The organism is Plantibacter sp. T3 (genome assembly GCF_902506515.1).
GTDB classification, from domain to species: Bacteria; Actinomycetota; Actinomycetes; order Actinomycetales; family Microbacteriaceae; genus Plantibacter; species Plantibacter auratus.
The window spans coordinates 3,058,269-3,075,530 of sequence record NZ_LR733286.1 but is presented as its reverse complement, the minus strand read 5'-3'; the positions used below and the strand labels follow the sequence as shown (position 1 = coordinate 3,075,530).

Here is a 17,262-nt window from a genome sequence, read left to right as displayed (position 1 = left end):
GACGACAGCGGCCCCGCGGATCGACGATCTGCGGGGCCGCGTCCGTCGGACGGGACGGACTCAGTCGCGGAAGGTCTCGATCGACGCACCCAGGGTGATGAGCCGCTCCTGCAGCTGCTCGTACCCGCGAGCGATGATGTCGACGTTCCGGAGCACGCTCGTACCTTTCGCGGCGAGCATGGCGAGCAGGATGACGACGGCCGGTCGCAGCGCGGGAGGGCAGCTCACCTCGGCGCCGGACCAGTGCGTCGGCCCGGAGACGTCGATGCGGTGCGGGTCGCGCAGGCGGACGTTCGCGCCGAGTCGGGTCAGGTCGGTGAGGTGGATCGCCCTGCCCTCGTACACCCAGTCGTGGATGAGCGTGTCGCCCTCGGCGCAGGCCGCGATGACCGCGAAGAACGGGAGGTTGTCGATGTTGAGCCCCGGGAACGGCATGGGGTGGATCTTGTCGATCGGGGCGTGCAGTTTCGAGGGGTGCACGGTGACGTCGACGAGACGGGTCCGACCGTTCGCGGCTGCGTACTCGGGGGAGCGGGTGTAGCGCAGTCCCATCTCGCCGAGCGTCGCGAGCTCGATCTCCATGAACTCGATCGGCACGCGCGTGACGGTGATCTCCGAGTCGGTGACGATCCCGGCGGTGAGCAGACTCATCGCCTCCACCGGGTCCTCACTCGGCCAGTAGTCCACGTCCTCGTTGATGACGCTGCGGCCGGTGATCCGGAGCGTCGTGCTCCCGATGCCCTCGATGGTGATGCCGAGGAGCTCCAGGTAGAAGCACAGGTCCTGCACCATGTAGTTCGGGCTGGCGTTGCGGATGGTCGTGACGCCGTCGCGTACCGCGGCGGCCATGATGGCGTTCTCGGTCACGGTGTCGCCGCGCTCGGTGAGCACGACGCTCAGCTCCTCGGGCACGTCGGGGGCGACGGTGGCCTGGTACCAGCCGGCGGTCGCCTCGATGGACAGGCCGAACGGCCGGAGCGCGATGAGGTGCGGTTCGACGGTGCGGGTCCCGAGGTCGCAACCACCGGCGTAGGGGAGGGCGAAGGTGTCGTAGCGGCCGAGCAGCGGACCGAGGAACATGAGCACACTGCGGGTCCGGCGACCGGCGTCCTCGTCGATGCTCTCGAGTGAGAGGTCGTCCGGGACGTGGATCTCGACGTCCTGGCCGTCGGGCGACCAGACCACGGAGACGCCCAGGCTGCGCAGGACGTCGATGATGCGGTCGACCTCGACGATCCGGGCGATGCCGTGCAGCGTGGTGCGGCCGCGGTTCATGAGCGCGGCGCACAGGAGCGCGACCGAGGCGTTCTTGCTCGAACGCACCGCGATGGTCCCGTGCAGCTGTCGGCCACCCTGGACGCGGAGGTGCGAGTTCTTCTTCTGTTCGCCGAAACTGACGATCTCACTCTCGAGCGCGGTGCTGATCCGGCTCAGGAGGTCGATGCTGATGTTCTGACTGCCTTGCTCGATCCGGTTGATCGCGCTCTGGCTCGTACCGACGCGTTCCGCCAGCTGGGCCTGGGTGAGTTTGCGTCCCTGACGGGCGCCGCGGATGAGTGCTCCGACCTGCCGGAGCGGTGCCGCAGGGTCCGTTCGTTCAAACGTTGCCGTGTCTTCCATGTCGTCACTCTATCTCAGATATGAGATAGAGCGCCGTTAGGGACGCCCCTGAGATGACGGAACGGAATCCGAAACCCGCTCCGTGGTGTCAGACGCGGGCGCGGAGCTCCGGAAGAGGACGGCGTACACCGGGCCTGCGGCGAACCAGATGGCGGTGACCGCGACGAGCTTGATGATCATGCCCCAGATGACGTCCTCGTTCGCGAGGGCGAAGGAGGCGGGGACGGTCCAGCCGACCATGGCCTGCATCGCGAGGAGCCCGGCGACCGCGATCGCGACGGCGAGGACCACCCGACGCCACTCCGACCAGGCGGCCCGGACGTACGCGGGCCCGGACTTCGGCTTCGGCCGCGGTGCTGGACCGCCCGCGAACCGGTGTGCGAACCAGACGTCCGCCTTCGTGATGAGCGCGTGGCCGAACGCCACCGTGAAGCCCAGGTAGATGGTCGCGAGGAGGTGCGTGACGTTCGGCTCCTCGCCGGACGCGAGGTCGGTCGCGGTCAGGACCAGGAGGACGAGGTCCACGACCGGTACACCGATCAACATGATCGCGCTGAGCCGGCGCCGCCGGAGGAGGTAGCGGACCGCGAGCCCGCCGAAGAGGAGGATCCAGAACGCGGCCTCCGCGCCGAGGATGGCCCAGATGAGTGGGCTCGTGCCGAAGAGTTCAGTGAAGCTGTCCATGTTCCGATGGTGTCGCGGGGTGATGCCGTGCCACATCGACCGTGCTGCTGATCCTCCGGCGACGGGGTCAGCGGAACTGCGTACGCCGGCTCGTCCCTCCGACGCTCGCGCCGCGCGGCTCGAGCTGGTGTGATGGAAGTATGGCTGCTCTCGAAGGACCGCGCGCATGGGTGGATCGACACCGTGAGCCGGTCATCACCACGGTGTGCGCGGCCATGGGACTCCTGTTCGCCCTCCTCGGGATCCATGTCCCCTGGGGGACGACCGTGTCGGAACCGCCGCTCCTCCTCACGCTCGCGTTCCTCGTCGCCATCCTGACGGTGCACCTGCTCCGCCGCCGACGCCCGTTGACCACGCTGGCCGTCGGCGTCCTGATCGCCCTCGCCGAGGCGCTCACCACCGGAGGCAGCGGCCTCGGGATGCTCATCGTCGTGTCCGACCTCGCCTACGCGGCGGCGCTCTACTCGCGGTCCCGGGTCATGGACGTCGCCGCGTTCGCCTGCACCGCGCTCGCCGTCGTGTCGGTCGGTGTCTTCGCGGTGATCTGGTTCACCGACGACGTCGAGGCCGTCACCCGGCTCGGTCGGGGCGTGGTCCTCGGCTCGCTCATCATCGTCCCGGTCATCCTGGCGAGTTCGATCTGGTACGGCAGGATGGTCCGGTACCCCCGTCTCGAGGCCGAACGCCAGCGCGAGCGCGCGGACACGATCGCCCAGGCGGCGGCTGCGCTCCGGCAGGACGCCGTGACCCGTGAACGGCTCGAGCTCAGCCGGGAGCTGCACGACGTCATCGCCGGTCACCTCTCGGCGATCGCGATGCAGTCGGCGGCGGCCCTGGAACGACGCGACGGCACGGACCCGGTGGCGCTGCGGCGCAGCCTCGCACTCGTCCGGACCAGCAGTCTCGACGCGCTCGCCGACATGCGCACGATGATCGACGTGCTCCGCGGTGACCAGTCGGCCGACGACCTGGCCCAGGCACCAGATCGACTCACGGCCGAGTCGGTCCGCCGCGCGGTCGAGGTCGCCCGTGCCAACGGACTGGAGGTGGAGGTACGGGCACCGGACGACGCGGCGCTCGCCGAGGTCCCCGCGCAGACCTCGATCGTCGGGCTCCGGACGCTCGTCGAAGGCCTGACGAACACCGCGAAGCACGCACCGGGTGCCTCCGTGCGGGTCGAGGTCTCGCTCCCGCCCGGTGCCCTGTCCGTCACGCTCAGCAACCCGCTGCCGACGGCGACCGCGTCTTCGGTGCTCGCCGGGTCCGGTGGGGTCGGCCTCGTCGGCCTGGCCGAGCGGGCACGTCTGGTCGGAGGCGACCTCATCGCGGGGCCGGACGGTCCCGACTGGCGGACGGCGCTCACCGTGCCGACCCGCGTGCCGCCCTCGACCGCCGCGGTCGCCCTTGCAGGAGGGGCGTCATGACCATCACGGTCCTCATCGCGGACGACCATGCGGCCGTCCGAGCGGGTCTCGGAGCGCTGCTCGACGAGCCGGACGACATCCTGGTCATCGCCGAGGCGGCGGACGGGGAGGCCGTCGTCGCGCAAGCCGTGCGACACCGACCGGACGTCGTGTTGCTCGACGTCCAGATGCCGCGTGCCTCCGGGATCGACGCGATCCCGGCCATCCTCGCGGCGGCCACCCCACCGCCGAGCATCATCATGCTCACCACCTTCGCGCTCGACCGGTACGTCGACGAGGCACTGGCGGCCGGGGCGAACGCCTTTCTGGTGAAGACGGTCTCCGCTGCCGGCCTCGTCGATGCGATCCGACGAGTGCACGCGGGCGAGGCGGTGCTCGCCCCTGAGGTGACCCGCCGAGTCCTCGAACGTCTCGCCGCGGCCAGACCCCCGGTCGTGCCGGAGCCGGCGCCGGCGCACCCCGGTCTGGCCACGCTGACACCGCGGGAGCGTGAGGTCCTCGAGCAGTTGCGCGAGGGGCTGAGCAACGCGGGGATCGCGACCGCGCTCGGGCTGTCCGAGGCGACGGCCCGCACGCACGTGTCCCGGATCCTCGTGAAGCTCGACGCACGGTCGCGGGTGCAGGCCGCGCTCATCGCGGAGCGGGCTGCACCGGGCGCGGATTCGTCGGCATCCTCGTCGTCGTAGTACGCTCTCGACATGGCACGTTTCCAGGCACAGGGTTCTTCGCGGGCGATCACGCTCCGCGCCCTCCGCCGTCCCGTGTCCGCACGCGCTACCGCAGAGCGACGATAGGCGACCCCGGTGCTCGCACGGTCCAGGTGACCGTGCAGTCGTCCAGGAGTCGCCGCCTCCGCCCCTCGAGCGTCCACTCAATAAGGTAGAGCCATGTCCTTCTCTGTAGCGGTGGCCGGAGCATCCGGCTACGCAGGAGGCGAGCTGCTTCGGCTGCTCGCCGACCACCCCGACTTCGACGTCCGGACGGTGACCGCGCACGCGAACGCCGGTCAACCGCTCGTCGACCACCAGCCACACCTCCGATCACTCCGGCATCTCGTCCTCGAGGCGACGACGCCGGAGGTGCTCGCCGGACACGACGTCGTCTTCCTCGCCCTGCCGCACGGCAAGTCGGGTGAGGTCACGGCATCGCTTCCACCGGAGACCCTCGTCGTCGACTGCGGAGCCGACCACCGGCTCGTCGACGAAGCCGACTGGGATGCCTTCTACGGCGGCGACTACTTCGGCGCCTGGGCCTACGGCGTGCCGGAGCTCCAGACGTCCACCGGTCGGGGGCGCGACGCTCTCGTGGGCGCCAAGCGGATCGCCGCTCCTGGATGCAACGCGAGCACCGTCGCCCTGTCCCTCGCGCCCGGCATCGCCGCGGGGGTGATCGAGCCGCTCGACCTCGTCTCCGTGCTCGCCGTCGGGCCGTCCGGCGCGGGGAAGAGCCTGAAGGTCAACCTGCTCGCGAGCGAGGTGCTCGGCACGGCCAACCCGTACGCCGTCGGCGGTACTCACCGGCACATCCCCGAGATCACGCAGAGCCTCCGGGCGGCCGGTGCCGATCGCGCGTCCATCTCGTTCACCCCGGTCATCGTCCCGATGTCGCGCGGCATCCTGGCCACCTCGACGGCACGCATCGTCCCGGGCACCACGGCGGCAGCGGTCCGCGAGGCCTGGGAGACGGCCTACGCCGACGAGCCGTTCGTCCAGGTGCTGCCCGAGGGCTCGTTCCCCCGGACGGCCGACGTCCTCGGCGCCAACACCGCGCTGATCGGACTCGCCGTCGACGAGACGGTGGGACGGGTCGTCGTCGTGACCGCCGTCGACAACCTCGTGAAGGGGACCGCCGGCGCGGCGATCCAATCGGCGAACATCGCGCTCGGGCTCCCCGAGACGACCGGCTTGAGTGTGAATGGAGTGGCACCGTGAGTGTGACAGCAGCAGCAGGGTTCCTCGCGGCGGGCGTCGCCTGTGGCCTCAAGACCTCCGGGGGCCTCGACCTCGCGGTCGTCCAGAACGTCGGTCCGTTGCAGCATGCGGCGACGGTGTTCACCAGCAACCGGTGCAAGGCCAACCCGATCCTCTGGAGCGAGCAGGTCATGCAGGACGGCATCGTCTCGGCGATCGTCCTGAACTCCGGCGGCGCGAACTGCTACACGGGGACGCGCGGTTTCCAGACGACGCACGCGACCGCGGAGGCCGTCGCCGAGCGGCTCGCGATCTCGGCCGGCGACGTCCTCGTCTGCTCCACGGGGCTCATCGGCGAACAGCTCGACCTCGACAAGCTGACCGCGGGCGTCTGGGACGCCACCCGCGCGGTCGCCCATGAGGACGGTGCGAGCGAAGCGGCCGGGCTCGCCGCGGCGACCGCGATCATGACGACCGACACGAAGCCGAAACAGGCCGTTCGGAGCGCGGACGGATGGACCGTCGGCGGCATGGCGAAGGGTGCGGGCATGCTCGCCCCCGGACTCGCGACGATGCTCGTCGTCATCACGACCGACGCCGTGCTCGAGCCGGCGCAGCTCGATCAGGCGCTCCGCAGCGCGACCCGCGTCACCTTCGACCGCCTCGACTCCGACGGCTGCATGTCCACCAACGACACGGTGTCGCTCCTCGCGTCAGGGTCGAGCGGCGTCACCCCGGAGCTGTCCGCCTTCACCGAGGCGCTGACGGAGGTGTGCCGCGACCTCACCCTGCAATTGCAAGCCGATGCCGAGGGCGCGGCCCACGACGTCGCGATCGAGGTCGTCGGCGCGGTGTCCGAGGACGACGCGGTCGAGGTCGCCCGCGCGGTCTCCCGCAGCAACCTCTTCAAGGCGGCCATCTTCGGCAACGACCCGAACTGGGGCCGGGTGCTCGCGGCCGTCGGGACCACGGGCGCCGAGTTCGACCCGTACGGGATCGACGTGGCCATGAACGGCGTCCAGGTGTGCACCGCCGGCGAGCCGGATCAGTCGCGCGACCTCGTCGACCTCTCACCGCGCGCCGTGCACGTGCTCATCGACCTCCACGCCGGTGACACGGGAGCCACCATCTGGACGAACGACCTCACGCACGACTACGTGCACGAGAACAGCGCGTACGCGAGCTGATGATGACCCAGTATCGAGACAACTCTCCCGAGGAGGCGGCGATCAAGGCCGCCACCCTCATCGAGTCGCTTCCCTGGCTGAAGACCTTCCGCGACCAGACGATCGTCGTCAAGTTCGGCGGCAACGCGATGGTGAGCGACGAGCTCGCGCAGGCGTTCGCGGAGGACATGGTCTACCTGCGCTACGCGGGGCTCAAGCCCGTCGTCGTGCACGGTGGCGGCCCGCAGATCTCCGCGATGCTCGAGCGGCTCGACATCCACAGCGAGTTCCGCGGCGGGTACCGGGTCACGACGCCCGAGGCCATGGAGGTCGTCCGCATGGTCCTCACCGGTCAGGTCAACCCCGAGCTCGTGGGGCGGATCAACGAACACGGCCCGCTCGCCGCAGGACTGTCCGGCGAGGACGCGGGCCTGTTCGGCGGGCGTCGTCGCTCGATCGTCGTCGACGGCGAGACCGTGGACATCGGGCTCGTCGGCGACGTCGTCAGCGTCGACCCGACCTCGGTGCAGGCCTACCTCGACGCCGGCAACATCCCGGTGGTCTCCTCGATCGCCCCCGACCTCGACCAGCCCGGCCAGACGCTCAACGTGAACGCCGATGCGGCCGCCGCGGCACTCGCCGTCGCACTCGGTGCCGCGAAGCTCGTCATCCTGACCGATGTCGCCGGGCTGTACAGCGACTGGCCCAACCGCGACTCGCTCGTCTCGCAGATCACGACGAGTGAGCTCCGAGCCATGCTGCCCACGCTCGAATCGGGCATGATCCCGAAGATGACCGCCTGCCTCGACGCCGTCGACGGCGGGGTCGCCAAGGCCGCCATCATCGACGGCCGCGTACCCCACTCCATCCTGCTCGAGGTGTTCACCCAGAACGGCTCAGGCACCGAGGTCGTCCCGGAGGACTCATGAGCGACTGGAAGAGCCGCGTCGACCGCGACATGATGCGCACGTTCAACACACCGATCGCGATGCTGACGCGCGGTGAGGGATGCCATGTCTGGGACGCCGAGGGCAACCGCTACCTCGACTTCCTCGCGGGCATCGCGGTGAACGCACTGGGACATGCGCATCCGGCGTTCGTCGGTGCGATCACGCGACAGGCGAGCACGCTCGCGCACGTCTCCAACTACTTCTCGAGTCCGCCGCAGCTCGAGCTCGCGGCCCGACTGAAGCGTCTCGCCGGAGCGGACGAGGGCGGTCGGGTGTACTTCGCGAACTCCGGTGCCGAGGCGAACGAGGCGGCGTTCAAGCTCGCCCGACTCAACCACGGCGACGGATCGCGGACCCGGGTCCTCACCCTGGAGAACTCCTTCCACGGGCGGACCTTCGGCGCGCTCGCCCTGACCGGCAAGCCCGCCCTGCAGGAGGGGTTCCACCCGCTCCCGGGCGGCGTCGAGCACATCCCGACCACGATCGAGGCACTCGAGGCGGCGATCGACGACCGGGTCGCCGCGCTGATCCTCGAACCGATCAAGGGCGAAGCCGGCGTCATCGACCTGCCGGAGGGCTACCTCGCCCGTGCCAGGGCACTCACCGAGGCACACGGCGTGCTGCTCATCATCGACGAGATCCAGACCGGGGCCGGTCGGACGGGGGAGTGGTTCGCGTTCCAGCGGGACGGCATCGTCCCGGACGCGATCACCGTCGCCAAGGGGATCGGCGGTGGCATGCCGATCGGCGCCCTCATCACCTTCGGCGCCGCCTCCGAGCTGTTCGGACCCGGCCAGCACGGCAGCACCTTCGGAGGCAACCCGCTCGCGACCGCGACGGCGAACGCGGTGCTCGAGGAGATCGAGCGCGCCGGTCTCGTGCAGAACGCCGCCGCGCGCGGTGAGCAGTTGCGGGCCGTCATCACCGCCATCGGTTCCCCGCTCGTCGAGGAGGTCCGCGGACACGGGCTGCTCATCGGCATCGGCTTGAGCGCCCCGGTGGCGGCCGAGCTGTCGGCCGCGGCGTTCGACCGAGGGCTCATCATCAACGCCCCGAACGCGACGAGCATCCGGATCGCGCCGCCGCTCATCATCGGCGACGCCGAGATCGACGAGTTCACCTCCCTCTTCCGCGCGGCGCTCGACGCCGTCCGGGCCTGACCGGCCATCGACCCACACGAACAGGACCACCAGCCATGACCCGTCACTTCCTCCGCGACGACGACCTCAGCCCGGCCGAGCAGGCCGAGATCCTCGATCTCGCCACCGAGCTGAAGCGCGATCGCTGGTCGCGCAAGCCGCTCGAAGGCCCGCAGACCGTCGCGGTCATCTTCGACAAGTCCTCGACTCGGACACGCGTCTCCTTCGCCGTGGGGATCGCCGACCTCGGCGGATCACCGCTCATCATCTCGACGGCCAACAGTCAGCTCGGCGGCAAGGAGACGGCCGCCGACACCGCTCGTGTCCTCGAACGTCAGGTCGCGGCGATCGTCTGGCGGACCTACGCCCAGTCCGGTCTCGAGGAGATCTCGGCCGGGACGACGGTGCCCGTCGTCAACGCGCTGTCCGACGACTTCCACCCGTGCCAGCTGCTCGCCGACCTCCTCACGATCCGCGAGCACAAGGGCGAACTGGCCGGTCTGACGATGTCGTTCTTCGGCGACGGTGCGAGCAACATGGCCCACTCCTACCTGTTGGCCGGTGCGACGGCGGGGATGCACGTCCGCATCGCCGCCCCGGCCGAGTTCGCCCCGGCTGCGGACGTCGTCGCCGACGCGGAGCGCATCGCCGCGACGACGGGCGGCTCCGTGCTCGTGACCACCGACCCCGACACTGCGGCGGCGGATGCCGACGTGATGATCACCGACACCTGGGTGTCGATGGGCAAGGAGGACGAGAAGGCGCAACGCGTCGCCATCTTCGGCGGCTACCGCGTCGACCGCAGGCTCATGGGGCTCGCAGCGTCCGACGCCGTCTTCATGCACTGCCTGCCAGCCGATCGCGGCTTCGAGGTCGAGGCCGAGGTCATCGACGGGGCGCAGAGCATCATCTGGGACGAGGCGGAGAACCGCCTCCACGCGCAGAAGGCCCTGCTCGTGTGGCTGCTCGAGCAGCAGCACGCTGGCCCCGCGGCCTGACCCTTCCCCGGCTGCGGCCGACCGACCAGTCCGGAGCACTCCGGACGCCAGCAGTACAGGAGGCCCATCGTGGCAGATCAGCAGAACCGAGCAGGCGAATCCGGGGCCCTCTGGGGTGGACGCTTCGCGAGCGGACCGTCGCCGGAACTCGCCCGTCTGAGCAAGTCCACACAGTTCGACTGGGTCCTCGCCGCATACGACATCGCGGGCTCCCGTGCCCATGCGAAGGCGCTCGCGTCGGCGGGGTACCTCGACGAGGACGAGCTTCGCGGGATGCTCGCCGCCCTCGACGTCCTGGACGCCGACGTGGCCGACGGGACGTTCGTCGCGGCGGAGAGCGATGAGGACGTCCACTCGGCGCTGGAACGCGGGCTCGTCGAACGGGCCGGCAAGGAACTCGGTGGGAAGCTGCGTGCAGGCAGGAGCCGGAACGACCAGATCGCGACGCTCGTGCGCCTCTACCTCATCGATCACGGACGGGTGATCGCCCGCGACGTCATCCACCTGATCGACGCGATCGTCTCCCAGGCCGAAGCGCACCCCGACGCCGTGATGCCCGGCCGCACGCACCTGCAGCACGCCCAGCCGGTGTTGCTCGCCCACCAGCTGCTCGCGCACGCCTGGCCGCTCACCCGCGACCTGGAACGGCTCCGCGACTGGCTCGCCCGGGCGAGCGCCTCGCCGTACGGTTCCGGAGCGCTCGCCGGCAGTTCCCTCGGTCTCGACCCGGTGCTCGTCGCGCATGAGCTCGGGCTCGACCGGCCGACCGAGAACTCGATCGACGCCACCGCCAGCCGCGACGTGGTCGCCGAGTTCGCGTTCATCACCTCGCTGATCGGGATCAACCTGTCCCGGTTCGCCGAGGAGATCATCGTCTGGAACACCCGTGAGTTCGGGTTCGTGACCCTCGACGACGCCTACTCGACCGGCTCGAGCATCATGCCGCAGAAGAAGAACCCCGACATCGCCGAACTCGCCCGCGGGAAGTCCGGGCGACTCATCGGGAACCTGACCGGGTTGCTGGCGACGCTGAAGGCGCTGCCGCTCGCGTACAACCGCGACCTGCAGGAGGACAAGGAGCCGGTGTTCGACTCCGTGAACCAGCTGGAGGTGTTGCTGCCGGCGTTCACCGGGATGGTGGCGACGCTCCGCTTCGACACGGCACGGCTGCGCGAGCTGGCACCGGAGGGGTTCTCCCTCGCGACGGACGTCGCCGAGTGGCTCGTCAAGCAGGGCGTCGCCTTCCGCGACGCCCACGAGATCAGCGGCGAGCTCGTGCGGTACTGCGAGGAGCGCGGGCTGGCCCTCGACGAACCGGACGACGCCGCCCTGGCGGGTGTCTCGGAGCACCTCACGCCGGCTGTGCGAAGCGTCCTGACCGTCGACGGCTCGATCGGCAGCCGACTCGGCGCCGGCGGGACGGCGCCGGAGCGGGTCCAGGACCAGCTCGTGACGCTCGTCGGGCGGGTGGGCGCGCTGTCGCAGGCCCTCTCGCTCTAGACGGGGTCCGATGACGACGGCCGGTCCGCTGCGGGCGCTGACCTCGGGATCGGCCCTCGAGGTCGCGCCCGCGCTGCTCGGAGCGGTGCTGTCCCACACGACGCCCGAGGGCACCGTGTCGGTCCGTCTCACCGAGGTCGAGGCCTATCTCGGGGTCGGCGAGGATCCCGGATCCCATGCGCACCGTGGTCCGACCCCGCGCACGAGTCCGATGTTCGGTCCGCCCGGACATCTGTACGCATACTTCAGCTACGGCATGCACGTCTGCATCAACGTCGTGTGCTCACCGGTCGGCACGGCGTCGGCCGTCCTCCTGCGCGCCGGCGAGGTCGTCGCGGGGCTGGAGCTCGCGCGGATGCGACGCGGTGAACGGGTGCCGGATCGCAACCTGGCCAGAGGACCGGCGCGGCTCACCGTGGCGCTCGGGATCGCGCTCGACCAGTCGGGTGACGATCTCGCCGAGCCGCCCTTCGACCTGCTCCTGCCCGAGCGCCCGCTCGCCTCGGCGACCGGTCCGCGGACGGGCGTCAGCGGGGTCGGTGGGGGAGCCGCCTACCCGTGGCGGTTCGTGCTGCCGGGGGAGACGACCGTCTCGCCCTACCGCCGGTCGCCCAGGGCCGTGGACTGACCCGCCGACTCAGCCTCGCGCGAGCAGCAGGATCGACGCCACCCCGGCAGCCCAGAGGAGGCTGGCGAGCGAGCCGATGATGAACCGCTCGCGAGCCTCGGCCGAGTCGAGTTCGGTGAAGCGTCCGACACCCTTCACCGCGACGATGACCGCGATCGCCTCCGGATAGCCGGAGAACAACGCGGCGACGAGGGCGAGCCGTTCCAGGATCCCGATCGCGGTCCCGCCGCGCAGCACTTCGATCGGACGTCCGACGACCTGCGAGGCGCTCGGGTTCCGGTGCTCCACGAGGATGCCGCCGTGGATCCCGGGGGCGACGCTGCCCTTCGTCGCGAGGGCGAGGACGAAGGAGGCGACCGGACCACCGCCGGCGACCGCGACGGCGAGGACGAAGACGCCGAGGAGCACGAGTGCCGGACCGGTCGGCGGAACCGAGGGGACGAGCGCGACCAGGAGGGCCCCGATCACCATGAGGGCAGCCGCCACGACCATGAGACGATCCGCGAGACGCGCGCTCAGCACCCGGGCCAGCAGGAGGAAGACGAGCGCGCTTCCGAGGAGGCCGATGACGGTCGGCCAGGTGATGGGCGTGAGCGTGACGAGGTTCATCGCTCGTCCTTTCGGTCGTCGGGGTGGTGCACGGAGGCGTCCTGGTCGAGCTTCGCGAGGAGGCGGATGAGCGCGGTGGTCGCCGCGGCTTCGGCTCGGACTCCGGCGGCCGCGACCCGGCGACTGACCGAACTCTCGGTGATGCCGAGTCGTGCCGCTGCCTCGGACTGGGTCACGCCGGCCGCGAGCAGGTCGGCGACCTCCCATCCGCCGGCGGTCCGCCGGTCGCGGAGGTGGAGGAGGAGCACGATGAGCGCTTCGACGTCGGCGCCGCCCTGCTGGTCGGCCGCCTCGAGCGCGAACCGGAAGGGCGCGCGCTTGGCCCGCGTGACGGCCTCCCGCGCGGCGTAGAAGGCCTGACCGGTCGCGGCTCGGGTCGAATCGGGGAGCGGACGCCGGACGTCGCCTTGTCCGATGCCCACGCTCCAGCCGCGATCCCGGAGGAGGTGGAGTGCGATGCCGAGTGCGACCTCGGCGTCCTCGGTGGCGAGCTGGAACTCGTCGCCCGCCGTGCGTTCGGCCTGGAGGAGCAGGCGGTCCGGGAACCGGTCGTTGATCGACTCGATGACACCGGCGGCGCGATCAGGGCCGGTCCGGCTCGCGATCTGATCGACGGTCAGCACGTACACGGCTCTCCTCTCGGCGGTGGCTCGGTTCGATCACCCTAGTCGCAACATGCAGGTATTTCCACAACTCTGACGAATGAGAGGAATTCCTGCACGTCGTGGTCGCCGCGATCGCGCCGGTGCCGATGCGCCCGATCCAGCAGCCGATGCCGCGCTGATAGCCTTGCAAGCGTGTCGAACCTCGCTCTTCCTGACCAGCGCAACGATCCGACCTTCGAGGACGTCTGGGACGAACTCGTCTGGCGCGGGCTCGTCCACGTGTCGACGGATCAGCAGGAGCTGAAGCGTCTGCTCGGTGGAGCGCCGATCACCTACTACTGCGGGTTCGACCCGACGGCTGCGAGCCTCCACCTGGGCAACCTGGTCCAGCTGCTCGTCATGCGTCGGCTGCAGCTGGCCGGACACCGCCCGCTCGGGCTCGTCGGCGGTTCGACCGGCCTCATCGGCGACCCACGACCGACCGCCGAGCGCACGCTGAACACGCCGGACACCGTCGCCGAGTGGGTGCAATCGCTCCGCGCGCAGATCGAACGCTTCCTCAGCTTCGACGGCGACAACGCCGCGCGCATGGTCAACAACCTCGACTGGACCGCACCGCTCTCCGCGATCGACTTCCTCCGGGAGATCGGCAAGCACTACCGCGTCGGCACGATGCTGAAGAAGGACGCGGTCAGTGCCCGCCTCAACTCGGAGGCGGGGATCAGCTACACCGAGTTCAGTTACCAGATCCTCCAGGGGATGGACTACCTCGAGCTGTACCGCGAATACGGCTGCGTCCTGCAGACCGGCGGGAGCGACCAGTGGGGCAACCTCACGAGCGGCACCGACCTCATCCACCGGGTCGAGCGGGCCACTGTCCACGCGATCGGGACCCCGCTGATCACGAACTCGGACGGCACGAAGTTCGGGAAGAGCGAAGGCAACGCGGTCTGGCTCGATCCGAGCATGACGAGCCCGTACGCGTTCTACCAGTTCTGGGTCAACACCGACGATGCGGACGTCATCGCCCGGCTGAAGGTGTTCACGTTCCTCGATCGGGTGGAGATCGAGCGATTGGCGGCCGCGACCGAGTCGGAACCGTTCAAGCGTGAGGCGCAGAAGACCCTCGCCTACGCCGTCACCGCGCTCGTCCACGGGGTCGCCGCGACGGATGCGGCCATCGCCGCGTCGGCTGCGCTCTTCGGTCAGGGCGATCTGGACGCACTCGACGCACTCGACGCGGACACGCTGCGGTCGGCCGTCACGGAGCTGCCGAACGCGCGGGTGGCCGCGGAGACGCTCGTCATCCAGGCGCTCGTCGACACGGAGCTGTGCTCGAGCCTCGGTGAGGCTCGACGCGCGGTCGCCCAGGGAGGCGTCTCGGTGAACAACCGCAAGATCGACGACGTCGACGCGACCCTGGACGACCGGTTCCTCACGGGCGGGGTGGCCGTGCTGCGCCGCGGCAAGCGCACCCTCGCCGGGCTGTTCCTCGACGGAGCGCCCGCCTGATCCGCCGACGACGGCATCGTCGTCGTCATCGAACCTGAAGGGGATGCTCCGAGTGCAGCTCTGCGAGGCGTGCGGGACCGAGATCGTCGACCGTCGCGACGGTGTGTGCCCGAGTTGTGGGGCCATGCTGCCGCTGCGCACGGGCGAGCTGTCGACGGTGGAGACCCTGGCCGAGGCCGAGGCCGAGGCGGCAGAGCCGGAGCCGGTGGACGAATCGGCGGACGAGCCCGAGTCGGAGTCGACGGACGACCGGCCCACGCCGGCCGACGACGGCGACCTCGTCGAGACCGATGCACCCCACGTCGAGACCGGTGCCCCCGCGGGTGAAGCCGATCGACTGCCGTCGCCGGACGTGGACACCACTGAGCCCACGCCCGCCAATACCGCGACGTCGATCCCGGCGATCGCCGTGCCGACACCGGTTCCAGATGCTGAGTCCACCAACCCGGCCCCGGCGTCGGCTCTGCATGCGGCGACAGCCGTTGCGGCCGGGCCGGCTTCGGCAAGCGCCGCGGGGGAGGCACCGGGGGAACAGACCGCGACCGCGACCGCGCCCCGCGCCCTCTGGCACCCTGATTCGTTGCCCACCACGGCCAAGCGGACCCCCTCGCGCCGACGATGGTTCCTCCTCGGCGGACTCGCACTCGCCGTGGTCGCTGCGATCGTCGCGGTCGTGCTCATCGTGGTCGCGGCCGTTCCCCACCGCGTCGAGGGGCTCGCGCTCCTCCGCGACCTCCCGACGAAGCCGACCGTCGGAACATGGGAACTCGCGCATCCGCTGGACGACGAGGTGGCCGCGGGCGACGAGCTCTACCTCAACGGGTACACCGCGAGCCCCAACACTGCGCTGCTCGTGTGGTCGACCGACCGGCCACTGGATCAGACGGCCCTCGACGACGCTCCGGGCGAGACGGTGGTCTCCCTGGTGAACACGGCGAACGGCCACACGCTCTGGGACCGTCGCGTCACCGAGCTCTCTCCGGAGTTCGACCGCTTCGACGCACCGGTGGTCGTCTCCCCACCGGATGCGGCCGCGATCGTGCTGAGCCAGGGTGACCTCATGGTCGCCGTGAGCCGTCGCGACGGGCACGTGGTCTCCACCTCGCAAGAGCACTCGAGTGTCGAGGGGATCGGCTTCGCCGACTTCGCCGCGCCGGCGGCGTTCGTCCCGGGGCTCGAGGGTGACTTGCTCATCTCGTCGACCACGGCCGACGGCACCGGGACGGTCGGCCGCTACCGGTCGACGGACCTGACCGACCCGGTCTGGGAGGTCAGCGGTGACGCCGGCGAGCGGGCGACCACCGCGGGCGACAAGCTCTTCTACGACGGTGCGGTCTACTCGCTCGACGACGGATCGACCATCGACTGGCAGGGCGACCTCTCCTGGTACTACCAGCAGGTGGGCGGCGATCTCGTCGCGATCGACTACTCCGGCAACGACACCACGATCCGCGGGGTGGACGACCGCACCGGCGCCGAGCGCTGGAAGGCGACCGGGGCGCTGCCGGTGGTGCTCGACGCGAGCGGGCTGTTGGTCGTCGCCGACCAGTCGGGGGAGCGGGTCCGCCGCCTCGACCCGCGATCCGGCGAGGTCGAGTGGCGCAGCGGACTGACGAGCACCTGGGACGGCGCCTACACCGTGGGCGACACGATCATGCTCGGTGACGGCGAAGGCGAATACACCGGGGTCGGCGCTCGCGACGGTGAGATCCGATACGAGGAGCAGGACGCCGAGGGCAGCCTCGTCGGATACAGCGATCGGACCCTCCTGCTCACGCTCGACGGCACGCTGGTCGGGATCGACGCGACCACGGGCGAGCGCAGTTGGTCGGTCGACTCCGCCGGAGACGAGTACTCGTTCACCGCCTGGGGCGGAAGCCCACTCGCCGTCGCGACGGTCGTCGCGGCCGGTTCCGGCTCAGCGGCCGTCCTCGGCATCGGTGACACCGATCGCGACTGAAGCGCGTGGATCCGGGCGACACGCCCGGGATGCAGCGATGATTTGCCAGCCCCTGGCGGTCTGCGTAGAGTAATCACTCGTCACCCCAAAGGTGCGGGAAGCGGAAGAGCTTCCCGGCCTCAAGTGGGACTGATACCCAGCCAAAAGCCGAGCATCTCCACGTGAGTCAAACTCACACTTGAGATCGTCTCACTTCAAGACTAGGTTGGAACTTCCCAGCTCTCGGGTCATCGAAGCGGTGAGGATCAGACGGACTCCTGTCCACTCAGATCAGCTCCTGGTTCGACTTGACAAGAACCGAAGAAGTGGTAAGTTAGAGAAGTTGCCCTGCAGGGCGGTCGTGATGGCCAAAGGCAGGAGCATCCGATCCTTGAGAACTCAACAGCGTGCACAATGTCAAATGCCAAAAACCTCGTGCAATTGATGCCTTCCTTTTCGGTTGGTTGATGTTGTAAGAGATTCCTTTGGAAAACATTTAAACAAAACAAAGCAAGTCAGTAATGATTTGTTCTGTCAGTTTCAAACTTGCATCGTGTTCACCTATTCCGGTGGCATGG

15 protein-coding genes are annotated in these 17,262 nt (G+C 69.7%); 11 read left to right on the top strand and 4 right to left on the bottom strand.

The window, feature by feature from the left end; genetic code table 11:
* Positions 1-60 precede the first annotated feature (60 nt).
* Entirely contained in the window at positions 61-1,620 is a 1,560-nt protein-coding gene (locus GV015_RS14605) for a UDP-N-acetylglucosamine 1-carboxyvinyltransferase (RefSeq protein WP_124769494.1), read from the bottom strand.
* A 36-nt stretch (positions 1,621-1,656) separates the two neighbouring features.
* The gene (locus GV015_RS14600; RefSeq protein WP_159879025.1) at positions 1,657-2,304 is read right to left on the bottom strand and encodes a hypothetical protein; all 648 of its coding nucleotides are present in this window, start codon (positions 2,302-2,304) and stop codon (positions 1,657-1,659) included.
* A gap of 140 nt (positions 2,305-2,444) precedes the next feature.
* On the opposite strand from GV015_RS14600, the gene GV015_RS14595 reads away from it, so the two are divergent.
* From GV015_RS14595 to GV015_RS14555, 9 genes are all read left to right on the top strand, one after another.
* The gene (locus GV015_RS14595) at positions 2,445-3,728 is read left to right on the top strand and encodes a sensor histidine kinase (protein ID WP_159879024.1); all 1,284 of its coding nucleotides are present in this window, start codon (positions 2,445-2,447) and stop codon (positions 3,726-3,728) included.
* Positions 3,725-4,414, top strand: coding sequence for a response regulator transcription factor (locus GV015_RS14590; protein WP_159879023.1), 690 nt, complete (start codon positions 3,725-3,727; stop codon positions 4,412-4,414). Before GV015_RS14595 ends, GV015_RS14590 begins: the two co-directional genes overlap by 4 nt.
* Before the next feature lie 201 nt (positions 4,415-4,615).
* A complete protein-coding gene (argC, locus tag GV015_RS14585; RefSeq protein ID WP_064294415.1) occupies positions 4,616-5,659 on the top strand; it encodes an N-acetyl-gamma-glutamyl-phosphate reductase in 1,044 nt (347 codons plus the stop codon).
* Entirely contained in the window at positions 5,656-6,825 is a 1,170-nt protein-coding gene (argJ, locus tag GV015_RS14580; RefSeq protein WP_159879022.1) for a bifunctional glutamate N-acetyltransferase/amino-acid acetyltransferase ArgJ, read from the top strand. The genes argC and argJ overlap by 4 nt, the downstream gene beginning before the upstream one ends.
* A 2-nt stretch (positions 6,826-6,827) precedes the next feature.
* Complete coding sequence (argB, locus tag GV015_RS14575; protein ID WP_079707058.1) at positions 6,828-7,733, top strand: acetylglutamate kinase; 906 nt, start codon at positions 6,828-6,830, stop codon at positions 7,731-7,733.
* A complete protein-coding gene (locus tag GV015_RS14570) occupies positions 7,730-8,914 on the top strand; it encodes an acetylornithine transaminase (protein WP_159879021.1) in 1,185 nt (394 codons plus the stop codon). The genes argB and GV015_RS14570 overlap by 4 nt, the downstream gene beginning before the upstream one ends.
* 35 nt (positions 8,915-8,949) lie before the next feature.
* Positions 8,950-9,891, top strand: a complete 942-nt coding sequence (gene argF / locus GV015_RS14565) for an ornithine carbamoyltransferase (RefSeq protein ID WP_079707056.1) — start codon at positions 8,950-8,952, stop codon at positions 9,889-9,891.
* Positions 9,892-9,960: 69 nt separating this feature from the next.
* A complete protein-coding gene (argH, locus tag GV015_RS14560; protein ID WP_137243205.1) occupies positions 9,961-11,391 on the top strand; it encodes an argininosuccinate lyase in 1,431 nt (476 codons plus the stop codon).
* Positions 11,392-11,401: 10 nt separating this feature from the next.
* Entirely contained in the window at positions 11,402-12,019 is a 618-nt protein-coding gene (locus GV015_RS14555) for a DNA-3-methyladenine glycosylase (protein ID WP_159879020.1), read from the top strand.
* Between the two features lie 9 nt (positions 12,020-12,028).
* Here the strand turns inward: GV015_RS14555 and GV015_RS14550 are convergent, their stop codons facing one another.
* Both GV015_RS14550 and GV015_RS14545 read right to left on the bottom strand, forming a co-directional pair.
* Complete coding sequence (locus tag GV015_RS14550) at positions 12,029-12,628, bottom strand: hypothetical protein (protein ID WP_159879019.1); 600 nt, start codon at positions 12,626-12,628, stop codon at positions 12,029-12,031.
* Positions 12,625-13,257, bottom strand: a complete 633-nt coding sequence (locus tag GV015_RS14545) for a DNA-binding protein (RefSeq protein WP_159879018.1) — start codon at positions 13,255-13,257, stop codon at positions 12,625-12,627. The genes GV015_RS14550 and GV015_RS14545 overlap by 4 nt, the downstream gene beginning before the upstream one ends.
* A gap of 168 nt (positions 13,258-13,425) precedes the next feature.
* Between GV015_RS14545 and tyrS the strand changes: the two genes are divergently transcribed.
* Together tyrS and GV015_RS14535 are read left to right on the top strand one after the other, a co-directional pair.
* Positions 13,426-14,745 carry a tyrosine--tRNA ligase gene (gene tyrS, locus GV015_RS14540; RefSeq protein WP_159879017.1) on the top strand — a complete coding sequence of 440 codons (1,320 nt, stop codon included), beginning with the start codon at positions 13,426-13,428 and terminating at the stop codon, positions 14,743-14,745.
* Positions 14,746-14,788: 43 nt separating this feature from the next.
* Entirely contained in the window at positions 14,789-16,705 is a 1,917-nt protein-coding gene (locus GV015_RS14535) for a PQQ-binding-like beta-propeller repeat protein (protein ID WP_159879016.1), read from the top strand.
* Positions 16,706-17,262: the final 557 nt, after the last annotated feature.

Coding starts and splice junctions, on each gene's coding strand:
- GV015_RS14595 (WP_159879024.1), top strand. CDS start 2,445: ATGGCTGCTCTCGAAGGACCGCGCGCATGGGTGGATCGACACCGTGAG.
- GV015_RS14605 (WP_124769494.1), bottom strand. CDS start 1,620: ATGGAAGACACGGCAACGTTTGAACGAACGGACCCTGCGGCACCGCTC.
- GV015_RS14570 (WP_159879021.1), top strand. CDS start 7,730: ATGAGCGACTGGAAGAGCCGCGTCGACCGCGACATGATGCGCACGTTC.
- GV015_RS14550 (WP_159879019.1), bottom strand. CDS start 12,628: ATGAACCTCGTCACGCTCACGCCCATCACCTGGCCGACCGTCATCGGC.
- GV015_RS14590 (WP_159879023.1), top strand. CDS start 3,725: ATGACCATCACGGTCCTCATCGCGGACGACCATGCGGCCGTCCGAGCG.
- argF (WP_079707056.1), top strand. CDS start 8,950: ATGACCCGTCACTTCCTCCGCGACGACGACCTCAGCCCGGCCGAGCAG.
- argB (WP_079707058.1), top strand. CDS start 6,828: ATGACCCAGTATCGAGACAACTCTCCCGAGGAGGCGGCGATCAAGGCC.
- GV015_RS14600 (WP_159879025.1), bottom strand. CDS start 2,304: ATGGACAGCTTCACTGAACTCTTCGGCACGAGCCCACTCATCTGGGCC.
- GV015_RS14535 (WP_159879016.1), top strand. CDS start 14,789: ATGCTCCGAGTGCAGCTCTGCGAGGCGTGCGGGACCGAGATCGTCGAC.
- GV015_RS14555 (WP_159879020.1), top strand. CDS start 11,402: ATGACGACGGCCGGTCCGCTGCGGGCGCTGACCTCGGGATCGGCCCTC.
- argC (WP_064294415.1), top strand. CDS start 4,616: ATGTCCTTCTCTGTAGCGGTGGCCGGAGCATCCGGCTACGCAGGAGGC.